This is a genomic window from Reticulibacter mediterranei (genome assembly GCF_016587455.1).
Genome location: NZ_BNJK01000002.1, coordinates 704534 through 729188 on the forward strand (window position 1 = coordinate 704534; position 24655 = coordinate 729188).

Here is a 24655-nt window from a genome sequence, read left to right on the forward strand (position 1 = left end):
AGAAATATGTTCCTTTCCCTTTTTTTATTATTCACCTCACAGAGGAGGTTTTTCTCCCTCGCTCTCTTGCGAAGAAATGGCATCACCAATCTCAAGCGAGAGCAAGGTCAAACCCAGGCTATTAATTTTGAGCAGAACCCGATAGAGTGCCGCTTGATTGGGCAACGATCCGCAGAGCAACGTTTTGCCAGAGGCTTGTGGAAGAATCTGAAGGTCTTCAAACCATTCTTGCCAGGATGGGTCCAAATGTCCTTTGATACCAATGCGACAATCGATATTCAGCACCTTCCTCCTTTCGTTGAACATACCTGGAGTATAAGGTGCCAGAGGGTGAGTTGCCTTCACCTGATCGGATGGTTGTAGGGGGTGAGGAAAACAGAATAGATTAGAGCAAAGACAAGCGTCGTGCCACCGAACTTGCCTCAACACGATTGTGGACGCCCAGCTTGCGATAGAGGTTTTGAACATGGGTTTTCACGGTATTGAGCGAGATCACCAGGGCATTGGCGATCTCTGGGTTGGAACGCCCGGCGACCAGCAGGCGGAGAACCCGCTGCTCCTGCTCGCTGAGAGGCTCCAGGAGCAATGTATCCTCCCTGAGAGGTGCAGCCTCTTCTGTGGGCTGAGTGCCTGATTCCTGAGCAAATGCGCGCAGAAGGGTTTGCGCGTGGGAGATCAAAGGTGCCTCGCGCAGTTCTGGTAACAGCGTTTTCAGCAAGCGCTCCATCGTTGGCCCTTCATCCAGAAAGAGGCGTTGGTAGCTCTCAGGTTGTGCCAGTCGCAATGCCTCAATGAGAGAAGATTTGGCCTGGTTGTATTCCTGGCAGGCAACATGGGCTAGCGCCTCCAGAATCTGAATTTCCAGAACACTGTGCTTGCGTCCCTGAGCCTGGGCCTTCTCTTTCCAGGAGACGAGCGCTTTCAACGCGGTTTCCCCTTTCTTTTGCGCAAGGTGTAACCGCGCGAGGAGCAGCACTTCTTCCTGCTGGAGCATGAGTGGAAGTTCTTCCTCCAGTTCGGATGCCTGGGGTTGGTCGGCCCGTTGCTTTTCCTGCACCCATCGTTCGACTGCTGACAGATCTCCATGTGCCAGTTGGAGTCGCGCCTGGCAGACGCGTATTACTCTCAAAGACCAGGAAAAATGAGTATGCATCTCCCATTTCGAAAGCACCTCCTGAGCCTTCTGTGTCTCCCCGCAAGTGTGTAGCAGGCGAGCTTGGACGAGAGCGCCCGATGCCAGAACGTGAATCCCTTCCTCCGGCTTTTCTCTCAGCGCCTGCGCCCTGGAGAGATAGCGCAGAGCGTCGGAGAGCTCATTGCGCTCATAAGAAAGTTGAGCAAGGCAATGATAGGCCCAGGAGATAAAGAAAGGTTCTCTGCTGCCTGTAGAGAGCAGCAATTGTTGCTGAAAGGTCTCCTGGTCTTCATCAATGTAGGCAAGGGCTTGATGGTAGTAGTGCTCTGCCCTGCGCAGTTCGCCTCGTTCCAGACAGACCATACCCAACCAGAGAGATGCAGCGAAGACAGCGGGATGATTGCCGAAGTTTTTTTCCCTCCTATACCCTTCGAGAAAGCGCTGCTCGGCCAGATGCACCTCACCCGCAAGTAAGGCTTCAAATCCCCTCAGCAGGAGGTGGTCAGGATACATAAAACTCCGCTCTGTCAACAGTGGTTGGACTTGGGGCCCCAATGCCAGCAGACGTTCTACATCGTCTTGAAAGAAGGCCAGGTCAGCATGCAGTTGCAATGCTTCCCCGAGTTGTTCCCACTGCTCGGTTGCCTCAAAGCCTCGTTCTGCCCACTCAATGAGCCGCTTAGAACGTGTCCAGGTGTCAACTGAACGCCGATCAGTCGTAAACGTCAAAGCGAGGACAGACAGGAAACAGAGTTCTGGTTGGGTTCGCACGATCTGCTCAGGTAGTTGTCTAAGCCAACGAGACAGTAGGTGATACGCATTGTGAAAGCTCTGCGGGATGACAAAACGCTCGATCAGCGATGCAGCGCGACCAAAATCTTCCCCAGCCAGCGCCGCCTCAATGGCTTCTGGGAGCATTCGCTGTTGCTCATACCACTGACTGGCTTTGCTCCTCAGGGAACGGAGCGTGGCTGTTCCCAGGCGAAGCTGTGCTTCATGCTGTACGGCCTGTGCCCATAGGGCATGATAGCGATACCACTGCCGACTCTCGGAGAGGGGTTGGAGAAACAAATTCGCTCGCTCTACCTGTTCGAACAGATGAGCACTATCCTCTCTGCCTCTGATGGCATCGCAGAGGGAGGCACTCAAAGGATTGAGCCAGCTAGTCTTCAGCAAGAAGTCTTGCAGGTCTTCTGGCAGATTGGTGAGGATTTCTTCACGCAGGTAATCGAGCACGAAGCGCTGGCTGCCACTGAGCATGTGCACCGAAGCCGAGGGGTCCGTCTGTTTCTGGAGGAAGAGGGCGGCCAGTTGGAGGCTGGCAATCCAGCCCTCGGTGCGCGCTTCCAACAGCGTGACGTCTGCCTCCGAGAGGGCAAGTCCCATACGCTGTATGAGAAAGCGCTGCGTTTCTTCCCGCGTAAAGCGCAGATCGGTATCGCGGATCTCGACCAGGTGCCCGCGCACTCGCAAGCGAGAGAGAGGCAGATCGGGGTCGACGCGACTGCCCATCACCAGGTGCACATGCGGGGGCACATGCTCCAGCCAGAAGGTCAGCGAGGCATGAATGCTCGGTTCGTCGATCACATGATAGTCATCCAGGATCAGCACCAGAGGGGAGTTCTCCGCGCGTTGACCTGCGAACTCATTGATCAGGGTGGTCAGGCTGCTCGCAAGCGGCGCAGCGGTGTGCAGCAGGGTAAGGGCATGCGTTCCCATTTCTGGCCGGCACGTTCGCAGAGCCGCGATCACCGAGATCCAGAAGCGCGTCGGGTCATTGTCCAGGGACTCCAGAGACAGCCAGGCAACGGCTCCCTGATGCTGCTGCGCCCACGCGGAGAGCAGGGTGGTTTTGCCCCAGCCAGCGGATGCAGAGAGCAAAGTCAGTCGGTGGGACAGCGCAGTATCCAGAGCCGAGAGCAGACGCTCCCGTCCCATGAGAGTGGCAGGAAGAGGGGGAGGAACCAGCCTGGTCAGCACCATCAGCATACCGGGATCATTGAATGGGGTATCAGGCTCGACGAGTTGGGAAGGGATCTCGTTGAAGGAAACGGGCCTTGCCTCCAGCACGCCCTCGGGGAACGATGGCAGCTTCTGCTGGCTCTCCTGGAGATCCTGTGCCATCTCCTCTAAACGAGCCAGAGTCACGGTCGCATCGGTTCCCAGATAGCGCTTCCTGGTCTGGCCGGAATGGGTGTGATAGGCATACCAGTAGCCATTCCCACGAGAACGAACCTCTTTGAGGACATTCAAGTGACCATGTTGGCCCTGAAAGGAAAAGGAGGAATGTGTCGTCAAACAGGCCTGCCACGCTCCTTTGTCTTCTGGAAACAGAGGCAATGGCGGCTGGTCGAGGGTATGCAGAAGATAACACTGGTTTTCGGGAGACCAGAGCAGAGCATGAGCCGCTGGTTTTGGCATGGCATCCTTTCTTCTCTACAACTCCACAATGAACGTCTTCCCCAACTCCCCAACAGGATGAGTATAACAAAGGGGAGGAAAGCTTACAAGCGTGCGTATCCGCTCCTGGGACTCATAGGCTAAAAGCGATCTGTCCGCTGTCATTACCTCACTGAATTTTTGTATTTATATTATGTCCGCCAATGCTGAGAGCATAGCCTTGTCTCCGCCTATGCTTTCAGCATGTGTTTTGCCTTGAATATAGGGTCAGGAACGGGTACGGTTCTCTTATAAACGAATGCTAGAGTGAAGGAGAGAACATTATGAGAGTTGCAGCGATCTATGATATTCATGGCAATGAACCTGCGTTGGAGGCCGCTTTAAGCGAGATTCAAAAAGAGCGGCCCGATCTGATTGTGGTTGGTGGAGATATCGTCTCCGGCCCTCTGCCGCGCGCCACGCTTGAGCGGCTATGGCAACTGGGAGATCGAATGCGCGCTCTTCGTGGCAACGCGGATCGCGAGGTCGTCGCCGCTTTCGATGGCGTGCCATTTGGCGAGCAACAGCCCCCGGAAGTGCGCGCGGCCACGCAATGGACTGCTCGACAGTTGGATAGCTCGCACCGCGATTTTTTGGCGAACCTGCCACCACAATTGACCATCCCGATTGATGGATTGGGCGAGGTACTCTTTTGTCATGCCACGCCGCGCAACGACGAGGAGCTATTTACGCACTCCTCGCCAGAAGAGCGTTTGCGCCTCTTTTTCGCCGGTGTGCAGCAGCAAATCGTCATCTGCGGCCACACCCATATACAGTTTGAGCGCTTTCTCGACGCATTGCGCATCGTCAATGCGGGCAGCGTTGGTATGCCTTACGCTGATCAACCGGGCGCGTACTGGTTGCTGCTGGGGCCTGATATCACCTTTAAGCACACCAGTTACGATCTCGCTGAGGCCGCAGCACGCATATCTGCCAGCGGTTATCCAGGCGTGCAGGAGTTTGTCGAGGAAAACGTGCTCAAGATACCAAGCGCCGCCGAAGCCACCGAATTTTTCGAGCAATTGGCAGCTAAGCAGGAGTTGAGATAATTTCATCAATAGAGAGAAACCGTGCCATATCATTGATCTCTGCTTCTAATCCTGGCAATATGGCTAGCGAGAGTGGCGGCTCAAACGGCTTTATTGCTATGTTCAGGCGCGATTTGCTTTGCTTTGTGTTGTGCCATGTTGCGATCACGCGGCCATCCAGCAGTATCGTAGGATGCACGATCCCGCCACCGGCATTGACGCGCCGGGCGTACTGAGGCGGGACGATCAGGTCGCGCTTGTGGTAGCCGAGCAGATAGGTGTCGTAGCGCGGCAAGAGATGTACTTCTGGATCTGGGAGCGCCGCCAGGTCCATGCGCTGAGTTTTGAGCTGCCAGACTGAACTCGCGTCAATCTGCATCTCTTGCAACTGGTTCGCGATTGCACTCCAGGCTGGTCGTATCCATTTGAGCGGTAATCCCGCCCATGCCGCCATATCCTCTGGCGTGGCGGGACCGTAAGCATTGAGGTAGCGGAGCGTCAGTTGCGCCATTGCTTCTGTGTGGGAGGGGATGCTGATTTGTGACCACTGATCTACCCAATCTTTAAGCAGGACGTAGGTTGGTTCCTTGCCGCGATCCGGCCCCAGACAAATCAAGCCTTCAAGGGCCGCGCGTTGTAGCAAGTGTGGCCTTGCCTGTCCTTCAATACGCAGGTTGTGTGTTTCCAGAGACTCCACAAGCTCTGCTCGCGTAAGCGGCCCCTTGCTTGCTAGCGCGTTGCAGATCAGGCGCATGCTGAACTGACAGGTATCCTCATCCAGGCCAAGCTCTGCCCGTCTTCGCTGATTGGCTGCTATAAAGACGGGACCAAAGAGCGACAACAGCCAGGGAAGATCTTCTGTTGCCAGGAGATGGAAGGTGCCGCGTGGTCCCCACGTGCGAATAATGGAGCGCTCCTGTACCCGTGCTTGCTCGACATCGGCTTGGGTCAATCCGCTGCTTCGCGCACGAAGTGAGAGTGCTGCCGCCTCCATCTCCTGCGCCTGGATGCCGCACGTAGTCCGCACAATCTGTGCGACGTTTGATTGCCGCATAATCAATTGTTGAGCCTGTAAACGCAACCTTAACAGATCGTCAACTGTGAGAGTAATCATGTTTTACCTTTTATTTTCTTTACTTTTTGTACTATATACGACGATGTAGGGAAATCTCATCATATTTGTGTCTGTCTGGACAAATTGCACAATTTTTGATATCCTTGGGGATGGATGAGTAGTATCTGAGTGCAAAGACCCGCCAGTTATGCTCCTCCTTCTTCACTACTGCCAGGAGAACTCAGAAGAAAGGATCTACAAGCAACCGTTGAGCGATCAACCCTCTTCCCGAGCCGAAACACAGCCTCAGCAAGGCGTGGATACCCCTCGTTTTAAGCTGGGGCCATTAGGAAATTTGAGCCTGGAGATCAGTATTATACAGAATAAAGAAGATACGCTCCAGGGCATGCTGACGGCCTGTACTGAGGCGATGGCGCGGCATCTGGACATCGCGCTTGCTCGCATCTGGCTTGTCAATGAAGCGGAAAATGTGTTGGAAGTTCAGGCCAGTTCGGGCATGTATACCCATCTGAACGGGCCACATGCACGAGTTCCCATTGGCACATGGCGACTTGGCCTCATTGCTGCCGAACGTGCTTCATATATGACGAACGACGTTGCGAGCGATCCAGATATCGCTGACCAGGAGTGGGCCAGGCAGGAGGAGATAGTTGGTTTCGCTGGCTACCCTTTGTCGGTGGGAAAACGGCTGATTGGTGTGCTGGCACTCTTCACCCGTTATAAGCTCGACAATGTAGCGCTTCAGACGATCGAAACGATTGCGAACGGCCTCGCGCTGGCTGTGGAACGTCTGAGCTTGTTAGAACGCGAGCGGGGCGCACGCGCCGAAGCCGAAATGTCACAGCAGCGCCTCTCTCTGGCACATCAAGCGGCGCATATCGGGACGTTTGAATGGGATATCCAGACCAACGAGATTGTCTGGACGCCTGAGCTTGAAGCCCTCTATGGCCTGCCGCCGGGAGGATTTGAGGGCAAATATGAGAACTGGGCACAGCGAGTGCATCCCGACGATTTGCAGCAGGCAGAGGCCAACCTGCAATCTGCTGCCTCTGGTGGCCCTCCTTACAACACTGAGTTCCGGGTTATCTGGCCCGATGGTGCACGGCGCTGGCTCTTAGCCAAAGGTCAGGTTACACATTATGACGATGCAGGCCATCCACGACGCATGATCGGCGTGAATATCGATATTACCGACCGTAAGCGGGCCGAGCAAGATCTCGCGCTGATGAATCTCCGCCTTCAGGATCTCAATGCTAACCTGGAAGCGATGGTGACAGCAAGAACAGAGTCGCTGCGCCAGACCAATATCGAACTGCAACGAAGCAATCAGGAGTTGCAGGATTTTGCCTATGTCGCTTCTCATGATTTGCAGGAGCCGTTGCGCAAGATCCAGGCGTTCGGCAATCTGCTGGAAGAAGAATATGGTGAGCAGCTGGGCGAGGGCAAGTCGTATCTGGACCGCATGCGCAATTCAGCCGGACGGATGCGCGTCCTGATCGAGGATTTACTGACCTTTTCGCGTGTCACGACAAAGGCTCAACCGTTTGCACCAGTCGATCTCAATGTCATCGTGCGTGATGTGATCGATGATCTCTCATCGCGCCTGCAAATGACACAGGGCGATATCGAGATCGTAGGCGATCTCCCCACCATCGAGGCTGATCCCCGCCAGATGTATCAAATGCTGCAAAACCTGTTGAACAACGCCCTCAAGTTTCATCAACCGGGCCAGCCGCCCCATGTCAGGATGCATACAGAGCTACAGGAGCCACCCGACACACCCAAACAGTATGTGCTGTTCATTGAAGATAATGGCATCGGCTTCGACGAGAAGTATCTGGACCGCATCTTTACCGTCTTTCAACGCCTGCATGGTCGAGGCTCCTATGAAGGGACCGGAATTGGTCTGGCCGTCGTGCGCAAAATTGTTGAGCGGCACGGCGGGACGATTACCGCCAGCAGCACGCCCGGCAAAGGCTCGACGTTTATTGTCACCTTACCAGCCTGTCAGGTTAGTCCAGAAAAGGGATAAAACTATATGTTGAGACCAGCACCAATTATAATTTTGATGGCAGATGATGATGAGGACGATATTCTGCTCACACAGAAGGCGCTTCAAAAAGGCAGGCTGCTGAATACGCTCTATAGTGTGCAGGATGGCGAGGAACTGCTCGATTACCTGCTGCGGCGCGGCAACTATAGCGATCCCGAAAAGGCACCACGTCCCGGCATCATCTTGCTCGATCTGAATATGCCCCGCAAAGATGGGCGGGAGGCGCTCAAGGAGATCAAGCGCCACGAGGATTTACGCGACATCCCCATCGTCGTTTTTACGACCTCCAAAGCGGAAGAGGATATCTATCGCACGTATGCTCTGGGGGTAAGTTCCTTTATCACGAAACCAGTGACGTTTGAGGCGCTGATCGAGGTGATGCAGACGCTCGAAAAATACTGGTTTGAGATCGTTACCTTACCACCCGATACGAAGAGAGAGACGTATGGATCGACATCTGACCAGAATCCTGCTCATTGAGGACGACGAGGAAGATTACATTCTTCTACAAAAGCTGCTGGCGAAGATTCCCGCTGCTCGTTACGATGTGCAGTGGGAGCGAACCTATGAAGATGGGCTGGCGCAAATGCTGGCGGGTGAGCATGATATCTGCATGCTTGATTATATGCTGGGGGAGCATAACGGCATTGATCTGATCAGAATCGCACGGAGCCTGGACTATATCCGTCCGATCGTCCTGCTCACAGGAGCGTCTGATGGCGACGAGATCGATATTCAGGCGTTGCAGGCCGGGGCCGACGATTATATCACTAAAGGGCAGATGCAGGGTGAGCTGCTTCAGCGCGTGATTCGCTATGCAATCGAGCGCAAAAAAGCTGAAATTGAGCGTGAGAAGCTGTTGAGCGAGCAGTTTGCTACCCGCGAACTGGAAAAGAGACGTAGCGAATTTATCAGCATGGTGGTGCATGAACTCAAAACGCCACTCACCAGCCTGAAAGGGTACGCGCAACTGTTGCGCAAGCGTTATGTGCCGGGCACAAACGAACAGATCGCGCGCCTGGCCGAGCGGATGGATTCGCAGGTCAACAAGCTCACCGGGTTGGTTGACGACTTCCTGGATGTAACGCGCATCACTGCTGGCAAGTTACAATTTCGCGAGGAGTACTTCGAGTTCGACGCGCTGGTCAACGAAATTATCGAGGAGTTGCGCCCCACCACCGAGCGCCACACGATCTGTCGCGAGGGAACCACCGGCCAGACGATCTGGGGAGATCGCATTCGCATCGGACAGGTGATTACCAATTTCCTGAGCAATGCCATCAAGTATGCGCCCGAAACGGACCGTATTCTGGTCAAAACGTCGTCAGACGGCAGCACTGTTACCCTTTCCGTGCAGGACTTTGGGCCGGGCGTGCCAGAGGAAGAGCAGGCGAACGTCTTTTCTCCCTTCTATCGCCTGGAAGATCTCAGAACCAGCACCGCGTCGGGGCTTGGTCTGGGTCTGCATATCGCGGCAGAGATTATTCGGCGACAGGAGGGCCAGATCTGGCTGGAAAGCGAGGAGGGCAAGGGCGCGACCTTTAGCTTCACCCTGCCCCTTGATCGCGAACATTCCACATTGCTTGGTGATGAGGCAGACTCGGTTGAGCAAGCGACCTGATCGCGTATAATGAATGAAATCCCCTTTTAAAGGCGGTAATATGGTTCGTAGTGGAGCGATTTATCGCGTTGGTTCGGCTCCACAAGCGCTTGCCCCCAACGCGATAAATCGCTCCACTACGAAAGACATTCCCATATTACAGTCCCTCACTGACCTTTGCAAGCGCCTCGATCGTGTCTTGATCCAGTTGCAGTTTAAGCGCTCCCATCAACTCGTGCGTTTGCTCGATCGAGGTGGCGCTGGCAATGGGGGCAGTGATGCTGGAACGTGCTATCAGCCAGGCCAGGGCGAGCTGCGCGAGCGTGGCATGATAGTAGATCGCGAACTTGTCCATTTCAGACAGTACAGCAAAGCTACGCTCGTTCCAGTAGCGTGATTGTACTCCCTGTGCGCGCTGCGTCTTTGGCAGTTCTTTATCGGGGCGATATTTGCCACTGAGAAAGCCAGAAGCCAGCGCGGAGTATGGAATAACGCCGATTTCCTCCTTGAGGCAGATCCCTTCCAGTTCGGCCTCGTAGCCCTTGCGCCCGACCAGATTGTAGAACGGCTGTAGGCTCTCATAGCGTGGATAACCATGCTGCTTGCTGAGGCTAAGGGCTTCTGTGAGGCGCTGCGGACTGTAGTTTGAGGCTCCGATGGCTCGCACTTTGCCCTGTTTGATGAGATCGGCAAATGTCGCCAGCGTTTCTTCTAGTTCGGTCGTTTCATCGTCGCGGTGCGCCTGATAGAGATCGATATAGTCGGTCTGGAGGCGGCGCAACGAATCCTCGACGGCTCTGAGGATGTGGCGGCGCGAGAGATTGGGCTTGCCGGGAGCCTCTGGATTGAGGCTGCCAACCTTCGTTGCTATAACGATATGGTTGCGATTCTTGCGCTTGTGTATCCATCTGCCCAGCACCGTCTCCGATTCGCCGCCGTCATGACCCAGCACCCAGGCCGAATAGACATCAGCGGTATCGATAAAGTTGCCGCCCTCTTCCAGATAGGCGTCAAGCACCTGAAATGAGGTCGCTTCGTCGGCGGTCCAGCCAAAGACATTGCCACCCAGACAGAGCGGCGTGACCTCTAATCCGCTTTTTCCCAATGTTACCATGATGCTCTCCAACTGTTGTTATGCGTGTGTGTATCAGCGTTTGCTTCCTTCCACTATACAACATGGAGAGCATATCAAGGGAAGCTGAACCTACTTGCTGCCTACGCCCAGCAGGGTTTCAGCGGTCACATTGAAGCCGTCCGGTCCCTCGAATTGTTGCAACTCTTGCCGTACCTCCTCCAATAAGCGCTGCCGCTCCTGAGAACTGAGTTGCTGTGTAGCACCTGTTACCATGCCCATCCTTGTTTGCACAAATGCATCAAGTGAAGGTGCGTGGAGATGGAGCGGAATGGCCTCCGTCGCGATATCATGAAATCCAGCAGCTTTGAACTCCCTCTCTAATACCGCCGGATCTGCCAGGGCAAAGACACTGGGTCCGATGAACCCTGGCACATATTTCTTGATGGTGTTCAGCGGGATGGAGAAGTGTGGATTGCGTTCAGGTCGTGACCAGACCAGCACGGCAAATTTCTTGCCCGGCTTGAGGACGCGCCAGACCTCTTGCAACGTTTTCTGCGGTTGTGGTATCAGCATCAGACCGTTGCGAGAAATAGCGGCATCAAATGTATTCGCGGGAAGCGTCAATTGTTGCGCATCCATAACCTGCGTTGTCAGATTAGCCAATTCCTCCTGCTGAGCGAGATTGGCGGCGACTTTGAGCATTTCGGCGGAAAGATCGGTTGCCAGCACGCTGCCGGTCGATCCAACCATATGGGCTGCGAGGATGCTCTGATCGCCGGTGCCTGCTGCGATATCCAGTACATGATCTCCCGGCCCGATGCCTGCAGCCTGCAACATACGCTGCGTGGCCGCGCCCATGAGATGTTTGCGCTGTTCGGCCTCTTGCAGCCAGCGCTCGACGGCCTCCGACGATCCCCACAACTGTCCTGATCCTGGTTGCTGTTCTTGTTGATGCGTCATGTTGCCTCCTTTATGCAGAGCGTTCTGTGTTCGTCATTGAGTGAGGTGGGACGATGCCCTGCCCCAGCATGAAGAGAATATGCTCGGCCACGACTTCCGGCTCTGGTCCATCCTGCTCAAACCAGAGGCCCATCGCCCAGACGAGCATTCCCACGAGCAGACGAGCCAGCAATACCGGATCATAGGAGTCCAGCTGGCCCTCCTCTTGAGCAGCCTGAAAAGCCGGGATGAAATGTTGGATCAATCCTTGTTGGGCCTGTTGCATCCGCGCATGTAAGAGAAGATGCGTTTCTCCAGTACAAATCAGCTTAAACATATCGCGCTGTTCGTAGGCAGCCTGTAGGAGCGTGCGAACGATCAGCGGGATCACGGCTTCGTTGGGTGAATGGGCGAGCGCGGCATGGATCTGTGCGCGCAGGATGTGGAATGCCTCATCTGCCAAAGCAAAGAGGAGATCTTCCTTATCGCGAAAATGGAGATAGAAGGTGCCTATTGCGACATCAGCGACGGTAATGATTTCACTGATGGTGGCATCCTGATAGCCTCTGCTTGTAAAGACCTGATGGGCCGCCGCAAGCAACTCGGCACGCACGCGTATGCGCCGCCGAGTCACGCGCCCTATATTCTCACGTATGCTCGTGTCGTCTTTCATGCCTTTGAGGATACCTCATTATTGAGAAAATGTCAATATTGAGGGACTCTCAAAAATTACTCAAAAATGCCACGTTTGCAGGCTTGTATTCGTGTTGATGATAGAACAATAAGAGCCGAGAAGAGGCTGGAAAGGATTGCCGCAATGGAAGGGACATTATTCGCCATCGGTCAGATCTATACGCTGGATGGTCCTGATGGGCCGCAAATTACGGAGGGAAAGCCGCTAGAGATCCAGCTGGGCGGACACTGGATCGCCGGGCATATCGAGCGTGCAGGCAGACAGGTGGCGCAACCGGCTGGCATCGACGATGTGATGGAGGCATCGGAGGAATCGTTCCCGGCCAGCGACGCGCCCTCGTGGTCGCCGGGCACGATCTCCAGAGATTCTCCATCCATGTATCGTGCCGCCTATCGTTTTGTTGCCGACGCCGATAACACCGTCTGTGGCCTGTATCCAGGCATGCGTGTGAGGATGCATTAGTGAGTGGGCATGGTTTCGCTCTCTGCCTGCTCGATTGTGGGTAGGGACCATTCGCGCAGGAGAGGAAGGTTGCCGGTTAATCTGGCAATCTTCTTGCTATTTCCATAGAGTCCCACGCCGCTCAAGCGCAGTTCGGAGCCGCCCTGTTGCGCCAACATTTCGAGATATTCATCATAGTTACGGGTTGCCTGAGCGACGGCAGGACAATCGACGACGAGCAGGTCCGAATCGCTCTCCCCGGCCTGTGCAAAGATTCTGGCGACGCTCTCCCGGTCGCCGCGCAAGATCGTAACGCCCATCCAGGCCAGCCCCGGATGCTGGCGACCATCCAGATCAACGCCATCACGCCCCATTGCATCGGGAACCAGCTTGCCCAGCGCCATTGCAATTACCCCGACTGTGTTAGTGAGCAATCCGGCCGATAGCTCTCCATCCACAATAATGCTGCACTTTGGTTTTGCCATTCGCTATATATCCTTTCAATACATTCGTCAACATGACGACATGATGCCCGTAGTAGTCGAGCTTCATCGTTGATGCATTCAGAACATCCTCTGGCGGTACGACCGAATATGGCAGGGGCGACGGCTTGTCCTCGCCCATTTTGCACATTTTGCGTATTATGAACCAGAGCGAGGACAAGCCGTCGCCCCTGCCATATTCGGGGAGTGCTCTTCGCTCCATATGCCCAATGAAGATTGACAGAGGACTACAACGGGACATATTCATTACGAAAGAGGTTGACCGGCAATCGCTGTGAGCAACGCTTGCAGGCGTTGAGCCTCTTCAGGTGGAATGTTGCCGAGGAAATCGCGGTTCATCTCATCCATTTCCCTGTCGAGCGACTCTTGCAGTTCGCGCCCACGAGCCGTGAGGAGGACGCGGTTGATCCGGCGATCCGTTGCATGCGCCTGTCGCTCGATCAGCCCGGCGTGTTCGAGGCGATCAAGCAGCCCGGTCATTGTCGCGCTATCCAGCACCAGCCGCTCGCCCAGCTCAGCCCCGCTCTGATTATCCTGCTCCCACAGTACCTTGAGTAGCGCGTATTGAACGGGCGTAACCCCATAGGGAGCCAGACGACGTTTTGCCGATTGCGTGACGCGCTGATATGCCTTGCCCAGATAAAAGCTCAGACAATCCTCTATCTTTTCCATACCGACCTCACAGACCATCAAGGAGACCATCGCCTCCTAACCCGTTTCTATGAATGCAAGTATAGCACACACATATTACTTTGACAATAGTTACTTGTATACAAGTTATTTTGGGTATGAGAGATCACCTTTTCTGAGAAATACTGCTCAAATCGGTGGGATGGAGGGATCAAAAAAGGAGAGCGTCTAAGGTAGACTAGGGAAGGAATACCGTTTTTTCGTGTTGTAACAACTTACAACAACCAATTGAAGGAGCAAATTGATGAAGAAGAATCACCTGGTTATTAGTATAGCATTAGGTCTCATGTTACTGCTCTCTATGGTAGCCGTTTGGGGAGGGGTCAAATCCGTCCCAGCACATGCCGCAACAATGGAAGCACAACCGTCGCAGACACCTGCATACGATATGCCGCCAGCCTCAGGTCGTATCCACGGCGTGGACTGTGGCTCTCGGACTGACTTCTTTAAGATATGGACCGACAATGAAACTCATCAGATCTGTTTTGCTGACGCCGGGACGATCAATGTCAAGCTTTACAATGTTAACAGGGTCTCCACAGGAAACAACACTGGTAGCATTATTTGGCGTAACGACGGCAAAACACCTGTGCGGGATGACTTTCGATCGAAAAATGAGACCTATTGGGTTAATAACAGTCAAATCGTCAATCAAGTTTGGCAAATTACGATCAACTAACTATACGTGTGGAAGCATTATTCGTAAGGGGTGAGTGTCTTCACTAAGTTGCTGATGATTTTTAACAACCAGGATCGGTAATCTCTTTCGTAGTTTCCCGATTTTGGTTGTTAAAAATCATTATCGGGAAACTACGAAAGAGATTACCGCAGCAATCGATTGGGAATAATCATGAGTCATCACAGTTGAGGGGAGGATGGTGATTGGAGGCAGGAATCGCCTCCAATCACCATCCTCCCCTCAACTGCGAGCCGCTCCGCGCTGGACGTGCAGCTTCGCGTGTTTGTGAGATCAATACATCAAGATTTGTGTGTTATATGTGCTGTTTTCGTAGACCCACTTGGCCTGGTCGAGCGGCATGTTGACGCAGCCGTGCGTGCCATAGTTCGCGCTGGTGTTGCCGCTGGAATCGATGTGGTAGAACTGTGTGCCAGGGCCGTAGTCGTTGCGCCACCACGAGTCGTGCAGGTAGTAGCCGCCCTCGTGATACAAGATGGCGTAGTTGATCGGAGTGTCTGGATACCAGAATTCCGATCCCTTCGGGTAGGGCGATTTGAAGGTGATGTGGTCGCGTCGCCACAGCGGAGACCACAGACCCGGCACTGGCGGCAGCTCCGGTCGTCCAGCAGTAATCAGGAATGAGCGCACCAACTGGCCGTTCTGATACACACGCAGCGCCTCCTCGATAAAGGAGACCACAATGACCTGATCCTTTTGGAGCTTGTAGTAGTCCATCAGCTTCTTATCGGTCTCGTGCGGCTGATTAAACGGCGTTGAATCGTTTGCATCTTGCTGCATCATCTGGTGATGCAGAATCGCGTTCTGGATGTCGGTCACGGCCTGCTGGTAGTCATCGGCGTTCTGAGCGGCGTTTACCTCACGATCCAGATCCTCACCGATGCCCTTCGTCATGTACGGCGTGTTCAGCGGATAGTTCACATTGTTGTACTTATCGTTATATTGATGAGCATTGCCCCAGTCCTGCACCGCTTTATGAAACTGCTTGAGCAGATCCATCGCCTCGCCCTTAAGCAGATCGGTCTGCATGGAGCTCAGATGCGCATCAACGGTTTTAGCAAAGGCGGTATAGTCCTCCACCGTCTTGACCTTCTCCGCCTGGGTGCGATCCTGCTCCAGCTGTTTCTGGTACGTTGTTGCGTCAATACCATATTTTTGTAGCTTTTGAACGTTATTGCTCATTGTGTCAATCTTGTTTTGCGTGAGCAGAGGAATAACGTCGGTGAACTTCGTGGCCGCCTGCTTGTTCTGGTTATCGATGGTCTGATCGACTTGCTTGAGTTCGGCGGGCGTGGTTACTTTCTTGAGTGAGGCCTGGTCGTCTGTATAGTTCTGTTGCAACTCGGAAACATCCTGTTTCCCCTCTTGCATCATCTTAATGATACTCTGAAGCGTTGTCAGCTTGTCTAGCGTTGCTGGCATCTGCGAAATGGCCGTCAGCGCGTCTCCAGTGTGAGTGACGATGAGCGTGTAGTCCTTTGGAAGGCGTGCCTTTTGCATGCTGTTCTGATCGTTCTGATAGAGCGTTTTGATTGCATCCAGCGGGAGGGCCGTTTTTTGCTTGCTCGCCAGCGTATGTTGCAGGTGTTCCAGGTTGCTCTGTGCCTGCTGCTCCAACTGTTCAGTCGAGGCCTGGACCAATCCCTGAATCTGTACCTGGAGCTGTTTTGAGCGGGTAGAGATATTGGTGTAATACTGAGTGGCAGGCGTGTCATCAAATAGGGTGAGAGGAGCCTGCGTTGCATTCAAATCCTGTATTTGCTTCTGAATAGGCTGCAATGATTTGCTGGGAACGCCGATGGTTTGCGCATTTTGTAGCGTCTTCATCAGGGCGATCTTGTCCTGATTGGCCTGCTGTTGCGCGCGTGAGTCGCCACCGCAGGCGGCCAACAGCGGGACCAGCAAGCTTACAAGAAACACAGCGGCCAGTGTTCGCCGAAGGTATGCTCGCCTTCTGGCGGCCTTAGATGGCTCATGAAGTTTTTTTGTTTGCATAGCAATTTCCATTACATGTAAAACTTATCAATTGATATACACATATAAATATCGTCACGGATGGTTTTTTTGTTACAGAATCTTTGTCTACAGTAATATTACGCACAGAGTTCCATTGCATGTTACATCGAAATACCCGCTCCCGTAGCGACAATCCCTTGTCGCAGGCAACATATGCACAAAGGGCATCAAACGCGACAACCACAAGGGATTGTCGCTACGGGAGCGAGAAGCTTCCAAACCTTATTCGCTTATTATATGGGCAAATGCTGGAAAGTTAGATGTCTCCAGGATCGCCCAGGACCGCGCCAGTATTGGCGGAAGTGACCAGCGAGGCGTAGCGACGCAGCCAGGAGCTTTTCACCCGCCCCTTGACCGGCTCAACCTCGGCGAGGCGCTGCTCGATCTCTTCGGCGCTCAGGGCTACGTCGAGCCGACGCTCCAGGAGATCCAGATGGATCAGGTCGCCATCACGCAGAGCTGCAATCGGACCGCCAGCCGCCGCCTCGGGGGAGACGTGACCGATGCAGGCTCCTCGCGTGCCCCCGGAGAAACGTCCATCAGTAATCAATGCGACCTTTTCACCCAATCCCATGCCCATGATGTTGGCGGTTGGTGCCAGCATCTCCTGCATGCCTGGTCCTCCGCGCGGCCCCTCGTAGCGAATCACCACTACGTCACCCTCTTTGACCAGCCCGTTGAGAATCCCGGCACAGGCTTCTTCCTGCGAATTGAAGATGCGGGCCGGTCCCGTGTGCTTTATCATCGCGGGAGCCACTGCCGCAACCTTGACTACCGCGCCCTCGGGTGCGAGATTGCCAAAGAGGATCGCTAACCCGCCGCGCTCGCTGTGGGGCTGCTCGATGGGATGAATGACCTCGGGATCGTTGATCTTTGCCTCGGCGATGTTCTCACCCAGCGTGCGCAGCGTCACGGTGGGCCGATCCAGATTCAATACGCCAGGCTTGCGCGATAATTCTTTCAAAATCGCGCTGATGCCACCTGCCCGGTCCACATCCTCCATATGCCAGCTTCCGGCAGGGCTGACCTTGCACAGATGCGGCGTGCGAGCGGCGACCTCGTTGATGCGCTCAAGCGAGTAGTCGATGCCTGCCTCGCGAGCCAGTGCCAGGGTATGCAGCACGGTGTTGGTCGAGCCGCCCATTGCCATATCGAGGGCAAAGGCGTTGTCGATGCTCTCGACGTTGACGATCTGGCGCGTTGTCACATTGGCCTCGACCAGCTTGAGGATCTGCCGTCCCGCCTCACGAGCCAACTCGCGCCGTTCCTGCGATGTGGCTAATCGGGAGCCATTGCCCGGCAGTGCCAGTCCCAGCGCTTCCATCAGACAGTTCATTGAGTTCGCCGTGAACATGCCCGAACAGGAGCCGCAGGAGGGACAACCGTTCTGCTCAAGCTCTAAGAGTTGATCGTCGTTAATTTTGCCTGCCTGATACGCGCCAACGCCCTCAAAAATACTGATGAGATCCACGCTGCGACCATCGGCCAGCTTGCCTGCCGCCATCGGGCCACCGCTGACAAAAATAGTAGGTATGTCGAGGCGCATTGCAGCCATCAGCATGCCCGGCACGATCTTATCGCAGTTGGGGATGCAGACCATGCCATCGAAGCGGTGCGCCTCAATGACGGTCTCCACACAATCGGCGATCAGTTCGCGGCTCGGCAGCGAATATTTCATCCCGATATGACCCATCGCGATGCCATCATCAACCCCGATGGTATTGAATTCAAAGGGCACTCCTCCGGCGGCGCGAATCGCCTCTTTGACCAGCTTACCGAAGGCTTGCAGATGCACATGGCCCGGCACTACATCGATATACGAATTACACACAGCAATAAAGGGTTTCTTGAAATCTTGTTCACCAACCACCCCGGTTGCACGCAGCAGACCTCGGTGCGGCGCTCGCTCGAAACCCAGCTTGATTTGATCTGAACGCATCGCTTCCCCTGAGAGCCAGGAAACGTCTCCCGCTCTCCTTTCCTTTTCTATAATAGAATCTCAGAAGAGAAGTAAATTTGCATAATATAGATATCAGGCAGATACACGTTACTGCCTGGCAACTATTGCGGTCCCTTATTCTCATAAGTGTATCTCAACAGCTTGCCAAAAACAAGCTCTTATCGGGCAGAAGGAGAAACGTTTCGGCTTCTCAAAGCAGTGTGCAAAAGAGGCCGCTTTTGTCCTTGACGACTCTTTATTGCTTCGTTATACTCTGTATATAGGTTTAAAAAACCTGTCTAAAAAATCTTCTGGGAAGAAATGTATGCTGTATGAATTGATCGTATTATCCCTGTTGATGCACTGGCCTTTGCATGGATATGTGATAGCTCGGATCAGCAATGATATGCTTGGTCCCTGGGAAAAGATCAGCAAGGGGACGATGTATTCTTTGTTGGGCAAGCTGGAACGAAGCTCGCTCATCCAGTTGACTGATCCAGGCAATGCGTATCACATCTCGGATCGCCACTCTAAGACATACGAGATTACACAGGCGGGTCGCCAGCATTTTATGGAGCTAATGCTCGATACGACCTCTGGCTTGAGTACCTATCGCCGCCTGTTCCATCTCAAAGCGATGCATCTCAACTTTTTGCCGCTCAACGATCAACTTTACCTGATCGATCACTATCGTTTGTATTGTCAGACGGCCATCCGTCATCAAAAGACGCAGGCGCAAGAGATTCGGGAAACGCCCGATACGCGAGCGGAATTTGGTGATTTCTTCTTTGAAGGTGCCCTGGATTACCTGCAAGTGATGAATGATGTCTGGCAGGTGGAGCTGGGTTGGGTAGACCGTTTACGTACACGCATTCTGGCCTCTGTTCAAGATGTTGAAAATTTAGAATGATGAGTTTGCACTATGATAACGCTATGGTTTCTGCTCGGCAAGATTATTGTCAGCCTCGTTGCCCTTGCCACGCTTGCCGGAGCTATTCTGGCCGACTTTTTGATACCAGCAACGGCGAAACAACACATTCATAATCCCCACTGGCCGCCGCACGCCAAGTTTCACGATGGTCAGACCATCTTGCTTGGTGTTTTGCTTGGCGCGATTTCCCTCTGGCTGCTCTGGGGTTCCTCTGGCACGTCCTGGCCTCAATTTATGCTGGCGGTCGTCATTGCCTCGCTCTATTGGATCGCGCTATTGGCCGCACCACTGTTTCCGGGTACGGCCTGGGCTGACCCGGAATTTCGCGACGAGAACCCTGTTGTCCTGGGCATGCCACCGCAGCTTTTTCTCGCACTTGTCCTGCTCCTTCTGCTCGTGGTAGGAAGTATTCTTGCGATGCTTTGATATATGCCAATCGTTGCATCCAGCAATTGAAGGGGAATGGCTCTAGGCACAGAGGATGTTGGGTCTACCCGCAGCGACAAGGGGGGCAAGGGGTCTTGGCGGGGGCCTTGCGCTTGTCGCCCTCCCCAGGCTTTGCAACCATCCTCGTTGCCAACGGCGACAAGCGCAAGGCCCCCACAACCCCTCACAACGCCCCTTGTCGCTACGGATAGGAGGAACCTTCTCTCTCCCCGGAACATTTCCCGGATGCACCAATTCTTGCTCGACTACGATAGGAAAGTAATTCTTGGTTTGGTCGTTACATTTAGAAATGTACACAAGATGTACAACGAGATGAACGCGCCGGAAGTGCCATGCAGCCATCCCCCATTTTAATTTCAGCGCAAGAAACGGATAGCCAGGCATTCTCTGTCATGCTACGCTTTACTCGCCAATGCGCGTAGTAAAAAGGGAAGAAAGCAAGAAAAGGAGAGAAAGCTATGCAACGACCATTTCGCTTTGGAATACTCTGTGAAGAGATGGGGACGCATGAAGCGTGGCTGACAAAAGCACGACGTGCGGAAGAGCTTGGTTATGCGACACTGCTAGTACGGGATCATTTTACGCCCGGATCCTTTGGCGATCAGTTTGCGCCTATTGCAGCTTTAATGGCAGCGGCGATGGCAACGACCCGCTTACGCATCGGCAGTATGGTCTTCGATAATGATTATCGTCATCCGGTCATCTTGAGCAAAGAGGCTGCGACGCTGGATGTGCTCTCAGGTGGGCGTCTGGAGTTAGGGCTTGGCGCAGGCTGGATGGGGAAGGAGTATGAACAGGCTGGCATGTCATTCGACCCTCCTGGTACGCGCATTGCTCGCCTGGAGGAAGCGCTGCACATTTTGAAAGGACTTTTTGCCCCTGAACCGGTGATGTTTAGCGGGAAGCATTATACCATCACCGGTATTCAGGGTTTTCCGCACCCACTTCAGCAGCCGCATCCACCTATTCTGATCGGTGCAGGTGGTCGGCGTATGCTGGCCCTTGCTGCGCGAGAGGCAGATATAGTGGGGATCCTGGCCGGTCCTCTCAACGCTGGTGAGCCGACCGCGACCGATCCCGACGCCTATTCAGCCGAGAGCCTCTCGCGCAAGATCGCCTGGCTTCGTGAGTTTGCGCAAGAACGGTTCTCGCACCTTGAGTTAAGTGTGCTCTCCAGCCCGCGCTTTACATCAAATCGCCTCCAGGGAGCCAGACAGGTGGCGCAAGAGCGCGGTTGGAGCAGTATCTCTGCCGAAGACATTCTGAAGATGCCAACAATCTTTATTGGCACCGTAGACGAGGTTGCCGAACAGATGATGGAACGACGTGAACGCTTCGGTATCTCGTATTACATGACCTTTGATCGCGTCATGGAAGCCTATGCTCCGCTGGTTGCGCGGCTTGCTGGCAGGTAGCTGTACATGCTGGCTTGCAGGATTCAGGCGCTTGTGCGCGCCGTTTGTTTCAGCGCTTTTGTGAGAGCTTTCAGGGCAACCTCAAGATCGGGGAGCGAGAGGAGGCCGAAGCCCAGGCGAAAGACGCGCGCCTCATCGCCAAACCAGGAGCCGTTTGCCACCCTGGTATCTTCGCGGGCCAGAGCGTCATAAAAACGACTCACCGCGTTATCGTCAAATGCCGCAGGTTTCAAGCGCACGCAGCAGATAGCTCCAGCGTCGGGCTGCACCCAATCCACCAGCTCTCCGTTCTCCCGAACCCACTCTGCCGTTTTTGCGCGTCCAGCGGCCAGCAATTGACGGCGTTCAGCAATGATGCTCTCGCTTTGTGTGAGGACCGAGAGGGCCAGGGTTTCGCAGAGGGGCGAGCAGGAGATTACCGTGTTGAATTTGCCCAGCAATAGCTGCTCACGTAACGCTGGATCGCGTGTAATCGCCCAGCCGAGCCGCAGCCCGGGCGCGCCATGACACTTGGAGAGCGAGGTAACGGAGATGATTTTTGGACTCAATGCTACCGCACTCTTAGCAACAGGATTGTTCCCATAGGCCGCTTCGCGATAGGTTTCATCGACCAGCAGATAGGCTTGCGGACAGACCTCTTCCAGCAGGGCCAGGATCTCGCTGAGAACGTGCGGAGGGATGGCGACCCCGGAGGGATTTTGTGGCGAGGCCAGGCTCACCAGTCTGGTTGATGGCGAGAGGTGTTTGCGAAGATCAGCTGGATCGAGTTGATAGCCCTGGTCGAAAGAGAGTTGCAGCGTATGCACCTTTGCGCCGACGACATCCAGAGCATTGCGCGCCTGGGGAAAGAGTGGCGAGGTTGTCACCGCCTCGTCTCCGCGATTGCAGAGGATAAAAGCGATGAGAAATAAAGCGTGTATCCCTCCGACAGTAATGATGACATCATCGGCGTCCACATCATACATAGCCGCAATCGCCTCGCGCAGCCGGGGATCGCCAGCCACCGTCCCATAGCCGAGCGCCATTTCGTCCAGGTCGGCGGCATTCAGCAGTTCGGCAAGCTGGAGATCTGGCCCGACGCTTTCGCCGAGATCGTAGCGGGGAGCCTCTCCAACCAGAGAAATGATGTCATTTTTAGGAAATCGCGTCAATTGCATGGATATCTTCCTTTCAAAATGAAACAGTATGAACGAGCTTTAGCAGATTTTGACGAATAACATTGAGATGCGCGCTCTCAATGGGCGCAACATAGGTCTGGAGCAATGCTTCCACAAATGCTGGAAGGGCGGGTTCCAGTAGCTCTGGGAGCAGTTCTTCCAAAACGTCTCGGCGATATTGTTCTTGCAGACGATGAAGAAGCCGGGTTAGCTGCTTTTTGGTGGCGGCCTCACTTTTACCAATCAGCGGAGCAATCTCAGCGCTAGAAAGCCGGGCCGCGAAACGCAGTGCCAGGAGTTCTTGTTCTGTTTGATGGAGCGCCTCAAGCATCTTTCTCACCTGAGCAATCGTTTCCTGTGAGATGACTCTGACTTCGGGGTTCTGCTCCATTGAGGTAATGTCTGGTATGGTTTCCCAAGAGAGGGAGGAATGGGAGACACGATAGAAATCAATCAGCCGATTGCGCGCAATGCTCAGGAGCCAGGTTGCAATGCTGCCTCGTCTTGGGTCGTAGCTCTGCGCATGTTTCCAGGCTTGCAAAAAGACGTGTTGCAGCAAATCAGCGGTGTCCTGCTCATTTTTGAGATGAGTATACAAATAGCGATAGATCTGCATATGATAGCGGTCATAGAGTATCTCAAAAGGTGGAAAGACCTTTTGCCCCTCATGAGGCGGAGAATTCGACGGCATGCTGGATGCGCCCTCCTCAAAATGTTTTTTTCTCATCATATATATACGAAGGTTTTCAGCAACGGAGACACCTTTTTGAAAAGATTTTTTGTGGGCGCGCTCTGTTAGTTTGTTAGAGGCAAAATGGGCCTGATCCTTGCATCAGGCCCATTTGTTTTTATAAGCTGCTAGCTTGCTTGAGAGGTTGGATGATCTCATCAACGATGAGGCGTATGATACCAGCGGGGTATTTACCACTGGGGTTCAGGACGATATGTGTTGCCCCTGCCTCGATCATCTGCTCGACATAGGCACGGACCGCGCTGAAATCGGAGACGGTTGGATCGATCCACGCCGCGCCTAAACGAGCCAGCGTTGCGGGATCGCGTCCAATCTCTTCACAGCGCTGGTTGAGACGAGCGCTCTTTTCGCGAAAATCTTCGATGGTGTGGCTCTGCGAGGCCCAGATATCGGCATGTTTTGCCACAACGCGCAACATCTGTTCGCCCGTAGCCGCGATGATGATGGGTGGATGTGGCTTCTGGAGCGGCTTGGGTTCGCTATGAGCCTCTTCCAGTTGATAATAGCGACCATTGAAGGAGGGCTTCGTCTCGGTCCAGAGCTGCCGTATCACCTGGCACGCCTCGTCTAAGCGCCTGACACGCTCGCCTGCTCCGGGAAAGGGGATGCCAAAGCCGCGATGCTCCTGCTCGTGCCATGCAGCTCCGATACCGAAGTAGAGCCGCCCCTGTGAAATATGATCGACCGTCACCGCTTGCCGGGCCAGAATTGCTGGATGACGATAGGTATTGCCAGTGACCAGATGTCCGATATGAACGCGTTCGGTGCGCGCCGCCAATCCTGCCAATGTGGTCCAGGCTTCATAGCAGGGGCCATCAGCATTTTCTCCCAGCGCCATAAAATGGTCGAAGATCCAGAGATGATCGACCAGCGGCTCTCGATCCGCCTCCAACCACAAGCTTAGCAGCTTCTCATAGGTCACGTTCTGTTGCGGTGTTGCGATACCAAAGTATACCCGATTTGCCATGTCGTTGTTCTCTCTTTCTTTGCTCAACAATGCTGTTTGTTAGCCGGTTAACGATCGGGTGAAAATTTAGCCGGTTAACGATATGGGTATAAAAAAACTAATGTGTGTGCCTCTCGCATTGGTCAGGGCGCGGGAGGACTATCCTCAAGGTTGTTTAGCATCTGTTTGAGCAGGCGCATCAGGAAGGCCCGTTCGACCTCAGAGATGTCCTTGAGCATATGCTCTTCATATTCCATCATCGCTTGTGGAACATTCTGTTGTAGCGCCCGCCCTTTTGCTGTGAGCTTGACGATGACCTGGCGAGCATCGGTGGGATGAGAATGCTTCTCCACCAGATCTTGACGCGCCATTCGTTGTACTGTGCGGGTAATAGACGGCGCTTCTACTGCCAGTTCATCGGCGATCTCTCCAACGGTCAGACCTTCCGGTCGCTCCCAGAGTAGCTCTAAGAGAAATTGCTGACCCGCATGTACGCCGAAGTGTTGGAGCCGTTGCTCACAAACTTCTTTGGATCGCTTTGATACAAGTGAAAACAGATGCATAAACGCTTCGGTGTTCATTTCATTAACCGGTTAATATATAGTAAACCATACGCAGTGAATGATGTCAAGTAGATACAGTCAGTGTAGCAGGTTGGGCCAGTGCTTTACAAGCAAATGAGCG

General features: G+C 53.9%; 23 protein-coding genes. 9 read left to right on the forward strand and 14 right to left on the reverse strand.

What is annotated here, in order from left to right; genetic code table 11:
- Positions 1 to 36: 36 nt before the first annotated feature.
- On the reverse strand, positions 37 to 285 hold the full coding sequence (locus K3T83_RS41400; RefSeq protein ID WP_308441718.1) for a DUF8691 family protein: 249 nt from the start codon (positions 283 to 285) through the stop codon (positions 37 to 39).
- Positions 286 to 385: 100 nt separating this feature from the next.
- Positions 386 to 3556, reverse strand: coding sequence for a winged helix-turn-helix domain-containing protein (locus K3T83_RS41405; RefSeq protein WP_220209003.1), 3171 nt, complete (start codon positions 3554 to 3556; stop codon positions 386 to 388).
- Positions 3557 to 3858: 302 nt separating this feature from the next.
- Between K3T83_RS41405 and K3T83_RS41410 the strand changes: the two genes are divergently transcribed.
- Positions 3859 to 4623 (forward strand): metallophosphoesterase family protein, encoded by a 765-nt coding sequence (locus tag K3T83_RS41410; protein ID WP_220209004.1) that lies wholly within the window; start codon positions 3859 to 3861, stop codon positions 4621 to 4623.
- On the opposite strand, the gene K3T83_RS41415 is transcribed toward K3T83_RS41410, so the two are convergent.
- Positions 4604 to 5716, reverse strand: a complete 1113-nt coding sequence (locus K3T83_RS41415) for a winged helix DNA-binding domain-containing protein (protein ID WP_220209005.1) — start codon at positions 5714 to 5716, stop codon at positions 4604 to 4606. The two genes, K3T83_RS41410 and K3T83_RS41415, sit on opposite strands and share 20 nt — an antisense overlap.
- 208 nt (positions 5717 to 5924) lie before the next feature.
- Here K3T83_RS41415 and K3T83_RS41420 point away from each other — a divergent pair, with 208 nt between their 5' ends.
- Genes K3T83_RS41420 through K3T83_RS41430 form a run of 3 tightly spaced genes read left to right on the forward strand, consistent with a single transcriptional unit; the run spans position 5925 to position 9351 of the window.
- Positions 5925 to 7709, forward strand: coding sequence for a sensor histidine kinase (locus K3T83_RS41420; RefSeq protein WP_220209006.1), 1785 nt, complete (start codon positions 5925 to 5927; stop codon positions 7707 to 7709).
- 6 nt (positions 7710 to 7715) lie between these two features.
- Complete coding sequence (locus K3T83_RS41425) at positions 7716 to 8210, forward strand: response regulator (protein ID WP_220209007.1); 495 nt, start codon at positions 7716 to 7718, stop codon at positions 8208 to 8210.
- Positions 8176 to 9351, forward strand: a complete 1176-nt coding sequence (locus K3T83_RS41430) for a sensor histidine kinase (protein ID WP_220209008.1) — start codon at positions 8176 to 8178, stop codon at positions 9349 to 9351. Before K3T83_RS41425 ends, K3T83_RS41430 begins: the two co-directional genes overlap by 35 nt.
- A 136-nt stretch (positions 9352 to 9487) precedes the next feature.
- Here the strand turns inward: K3T83_RS41430 and K3T83_RS41435 are convergent, their stop codons facing one another.
- The 3 genes from K3T83_RS41435 to K3T83_RS41445 all read right to left on the reverse strand — a co-directional run bounded on the left by K3T83_RS41435 (position 9488) and on the right by K3T83_RS41445 (position 12017).
- Positions 9488 to 10444 carry an aldo/keto reductase gene (locus tag K3T83_RS41435; protein WP_220209009.1) on the reverse strand — a complete coding sequence of 319 codons (957 nt, stop codon included), beginning with the start codon at positions 10442 to 10444 and terminating at the stop codon, positions 9488 to 9490.
- A 90-nt stretch (positions 10445 to 10534) separates the two neighbouring features.
- Positions 10535 to 11365: a methyltransferase domain-containing protein gene (locus tag K3T83_RS41440; RefSeq protein WP_220209010.1), complete on the reverse strand. Its 831-nt coding sequence runs from the start codon at positions 11363 to 11365 to the stop codon at positions 10535 to 10537.
- Positions 11366 to 11375: 10 nt separating this feature from the next.
- Complete coding sequence (locus tag K3T83_RS41445) at positions 11376 to 12017, reverse strand: TetR/AcrR family transcriptional regulator (protein ID WP_220209011.1); 642 nt, start codon at positions 12015 to 12017, stop codon at positions 11376 to 11378.
- 144 nt (positions 12018 to 12161) lie between these two features.
- Here K3T83_RS41445 and K3T83_RS41450 point away from each other — a divergent pair, with 144 nt between their 5' ends.
- On the forward strand, positions 12162 to 12500 hold the full coding sequence (locus K3T83_RS41450) for a hypothetical protein (protein ID WP_220209012.1): 339 nt from the start codon (positions 12162 to 12164) through the stop codon (positions 12498 to 12500).
- On the opposite strand, the gene K3T83_RS41455 is transcribed toward K3T83_RS41450, so the two are convergent.
- On the reverse strand, positions 12497 to 12964 hold the full coding sequence (locus K3T83_RS41455; RefSeq protein ID WP_220209013.1) for a DUF2000 domain-containing protein: 468 nt from the start codon (positions 12962 to 12964) through the stop codon (positions 12497 to 12499). The genes K3T83_RS41450 and K3T83_RS41455 overlap by 4 nt on opposite strands.
- A 264-nt stretch (positions 12965 to 13228) precedes the next feature.
- Positions 13229 to 13684: a MarR family winged helix-turn-helix transcriptional regulator gene (locus tag K3T83_RS41460; protein ID WP_236065184.1), complete on the reverse strand. Its 456-nt coding sequence runs from the start codon at positions 13682 to 13684 to the stop codon at positions 13229 to 13231.
- A 232-nt stretch (positions 13685 to 13916) separates the two neighbouring features.
- Here K3T83_RS41460 and K3T83_RS41465 point away from each other — a divergent pair, with 232 nt between their 5' ends.
- A complete protein-coding gene (locus K3T83_RS41465; protein WP_220209014.1) occupies positions 13917 to 14351 on the forward strand; it encodes a beta/gamma crystallin domain-containing protein in 435 nt (144 codons plus the stop codon).
- A gap of 291 nt (positions 14352 to 14642) precedes the next feature.
- Here K3T83_RS41465 and K3T83_RS41470 read toward each other — a convergent pair whose 3' ends face one another.
- Positions 14643 to 16364, reverse strand: a complete 1722-nt coding sequence (locus tag K3T83_RS41470) for a L,D-transpeptidase (RefSeq protein ID WP_220209015.1) — start codon at positions 16362 to 16364, stop codon at positions 14643 to 14645.
- A 277-nt stretch (positions 16365 to 16641) separates the two neighbouring features.
- Positions 16642 to 18324, reverse strand: coding sequence for a dihydroxy-acid dehydratase (ilvD, locus tag K3T83_RS41475; protein WP_220209016.1), 1683 nt, complete (start codon positions 18322 to 18324; stop codon positions 16642 to 16644).
- Between the two features lie 325 nt (positions 18325 to 18649).
- Here ilvD and K3T83_RS41480 point away from each other — a divergent pair, with 325 nt between their 5' ends.
- The 3 genes from K3T83_RS41480 (at position 18650) to K3T83_RS41490 (ending at position 21117) form a co-directional block, all read left to right on the forward strand.
- Positions 18650 to 19234 (forward strand): PadR family transcriptional regulator, encoded by a 585-nt coding sequence (locus K3T83_RS41480; protein WP_220209017.1) that lies wholly within the window; start codon positions 18650 to 18652, stop codon positions 19232 to 19234.
- 12 nt (positions 19235 to 19246) lie between these two features.
- Positions 19247 to 19681 (forward strand): DUF6640 family protein, encoded by a 435-nt coding sequence (locus K3T83_RS41485; RefSeq protein WP_220209018.1) that lies wholly within the window; start codon positions 19247 to 19249, stop codon positions 19679 to 19681.
- A 479-nt stretch (positions 19682 to 20160) separates the two neighbouring features.
- Positions 20161 to 21117 (forward strand): TIGR03621 family F420-dependent LLM class oxidoreductase, encoded by a 957-nt coding sequence (locus tag K3T83_RS41490; RefSeq protein WP_220209019.1) that lies wholly within the window; start codon positions 20161 to 20163, stop codon positions 21115 to 21117.
- A gap of 23 nt (positions 21118 to 21140) precedes the next feature.
- Here the strand turns inward: K3T83_RS41490 and K3T83_RS41495 are convergent, their stop codons facing one another.
- The 4 genes from K3T83_RS41495 to K3T83_RS41510 form a co-directional block, all read right to left on the reverse strand.
- Positions 21141 to 22274: a pyridoxal phosphate-dependent aminotransferase gene (locus K3T83_RS41495; RefSeq protein ID WP_220209020.1), complete on the reverse strand. Its 1134-nt coding sequence runs from the start codon at positions 22272 to 22274 to the stop codon at positions 21141 to 21143.
- 13 nt (positions 22275 to 22287) lie between these two features.
- On the reverse strand, positions 22288 to 22965 hold the full coding sequence (locus tag K3T83_RS41500; protein ID WP_220209021.1) for an RNA polymerase sigma factor: 678 nt from the start codon (positions 22963 to 22965) through the stop codon (positions 22288 to 22290).
- A 157-nt stretch (positions 22966 to 23122) separates the two neighbouring features.
- A complete protein-coding gene (locus K3T83_RS41505) occupies positions 23123 to 23992 on the reverse strand; it encodes a TIGR03560 family F420-dependent LLM class oxidoreductase (RefSeq protein ID WP_220209022.1) in 870 nt (289 codons plus the stop codon).
- A 122-nt stretch (positions 23993 to 24114) separates the two neighbouring features.
- Positions 24115 to 24534, reverse strand: coding sequence for a MarR family winged helix-turn-helix transcriptional regulator (locus K3T83_RS41510; RefSeq protein ID WP_220209023.1), 420 nt, complete (start codon positions 24532 to 24534; stop codon positions 24115 to 24117).
- Positions 24535 to 24655 lie beyond the last annotated feature (121 nt).

Bases quoted from the DNA above. Each gene is read 5' to 3' on its own strand.
- K3T83_RS41405 (WP_220209003.1), bottom strand. From the start codon at position 3,556: ATGCCAAAACCAGCGGCTCATGCTCTGCTCTGGTCTCCCGAAAACCAG.
- K3T83_RS41410 (WP_220209004.1), top strand. From the start codon at position 3,859: ATGAGAGTTGCAGCGATCTATGATATTCATGGCAATGAACCTGCGTTG.
- K3T83_RS41415 (WP_220209005.1), bottom strand. From the start codon at position 5,716: ATGATTACTCTCACAGTTGACGATCTGTTAAGGTTGCGTTTACAGGCT.
- K3T83_RS41425 (WP_220209007.1), top strand. From the start codon at position 7,716: ATGTTGAGACCAGCACCAATTATAATTTTGATGGCAGATGATGATGAG.
- K3T83_RS41430 (WP_220209008.1), top strand. From the start codon at position 8,176: ATGGATCGACATCTGACCAGAATCCTGCTCATTGAGGACGACGAGGAA.
- K3T83_RS41435 (WP_220209009.1), bottom strand. From the start codon at position 10,444: ATGGTAACATTGGGAAAAAGCGGATTAGAGGTCACGCCGCTCTGTCTG.
- K3T83_RS41440 (WP_220209010.1), bottom strand. From the start codon at position 11,365: ATGACGCATCAACAAGAACAGCAACCAGGATCAGGACAGTTGTGGGGA.
- K3T83_RS41445 (WP_220209011.1), bottom strand. From the start codon at position 12,017: ATGAAAGACGACACGAGCATACGTGAGAATATAGGGCGCGTGACTCGG.
- K3T83_RS41450 (WP_220209012.1), top strand. From the start codon at position 12,162: ATGGAAGGGACATTATTCGCCATCGGTCAGATCTATACGCTGGATGGT.
- K3T83_RS41455 (WP_220209013.1), bottom strand. From the start codon at position 12,964: ATGGCAAAACCAAAGTGCAGCATTATTGTGGATGGAGAGCTATCGGCC.
- K3T83_RS41460 (WP_236065184.1), bottom strand. From the start codon at position 13,684: ATGGTCTCCTTGATGGTCTGTGAGGTCGGTATGGAAAAGATAGAGGAT.
- K3T83_RS41465 (WP_220209014.1), top strand. From the start codon at position 13,917: ATGAAGAAGAATCACCTGGTTATTAGTATAGCATTAGGTCTCATGTTA.
- K3T83_RS41470 (WP_220209015.1), bottom strand. From the start codon at position 16,364: ATGCAAACAAAAAAACTTCATGAGCCATCTAAGGCCGCCAGAAGGCGA.
- ilvD (WP_220209016.1), bottom strand. From the start codon at position 18,324: ATGCGTTCAGATCAAATCAAGCTGGGTTTCGAGCGAGCGCCGCACCGA.
- K3T83_RS41480 (WP_220209017.1), top strand. From the start codon at position 18,650: ATGCTGTATGAATTGATCGTATTATCCCTGTTGATGCACTGGCCTTTG.
- K3T83_RS41485 (WP_220209018.1), top strand. From the start codon at position 19,247: ATGATAACGCTATGGTTTCTGCTCGGCAAGATTATTGTCAGCCTCGTT.
- K3T83_RS41490 (WP_220209019.1), top strand. From the start codon at position 20,161: ATGCAACGACCATTTCGCTTTGGAATACTCTGTGAAGAGATGGGGACG.
- K3T83_RS41495 (WP_220209020.1), bottom strand. From the start codon at position 22,274: ATGCAATTGACGCGATTTCCTAAAAATGACATCATTTCTCTGGTTGGA.
- K3T83_RS41500 (WP_220209021.1), bottom strand. From the start codon at position 22,965: ATGCCGTCGAATTCTCCGCCTCATGAGGGGCAAAAGGTCTTTCCACCT.
- K3T83_RS41505 (WP_220209022.1), bottom strand. From the start codon at position 23,992: ATGGCAAATCGGGTATACTTTGGTATCGCAACACCGCAACAGAACGTG.
- K3T83_RS41510 (WP_220209023.1), bottom strand. From the start codon at position 24,534: ATGCATCTGTTTTCACTTGTATCAAAGCGATCCAAAGAAGTTTGTGAG.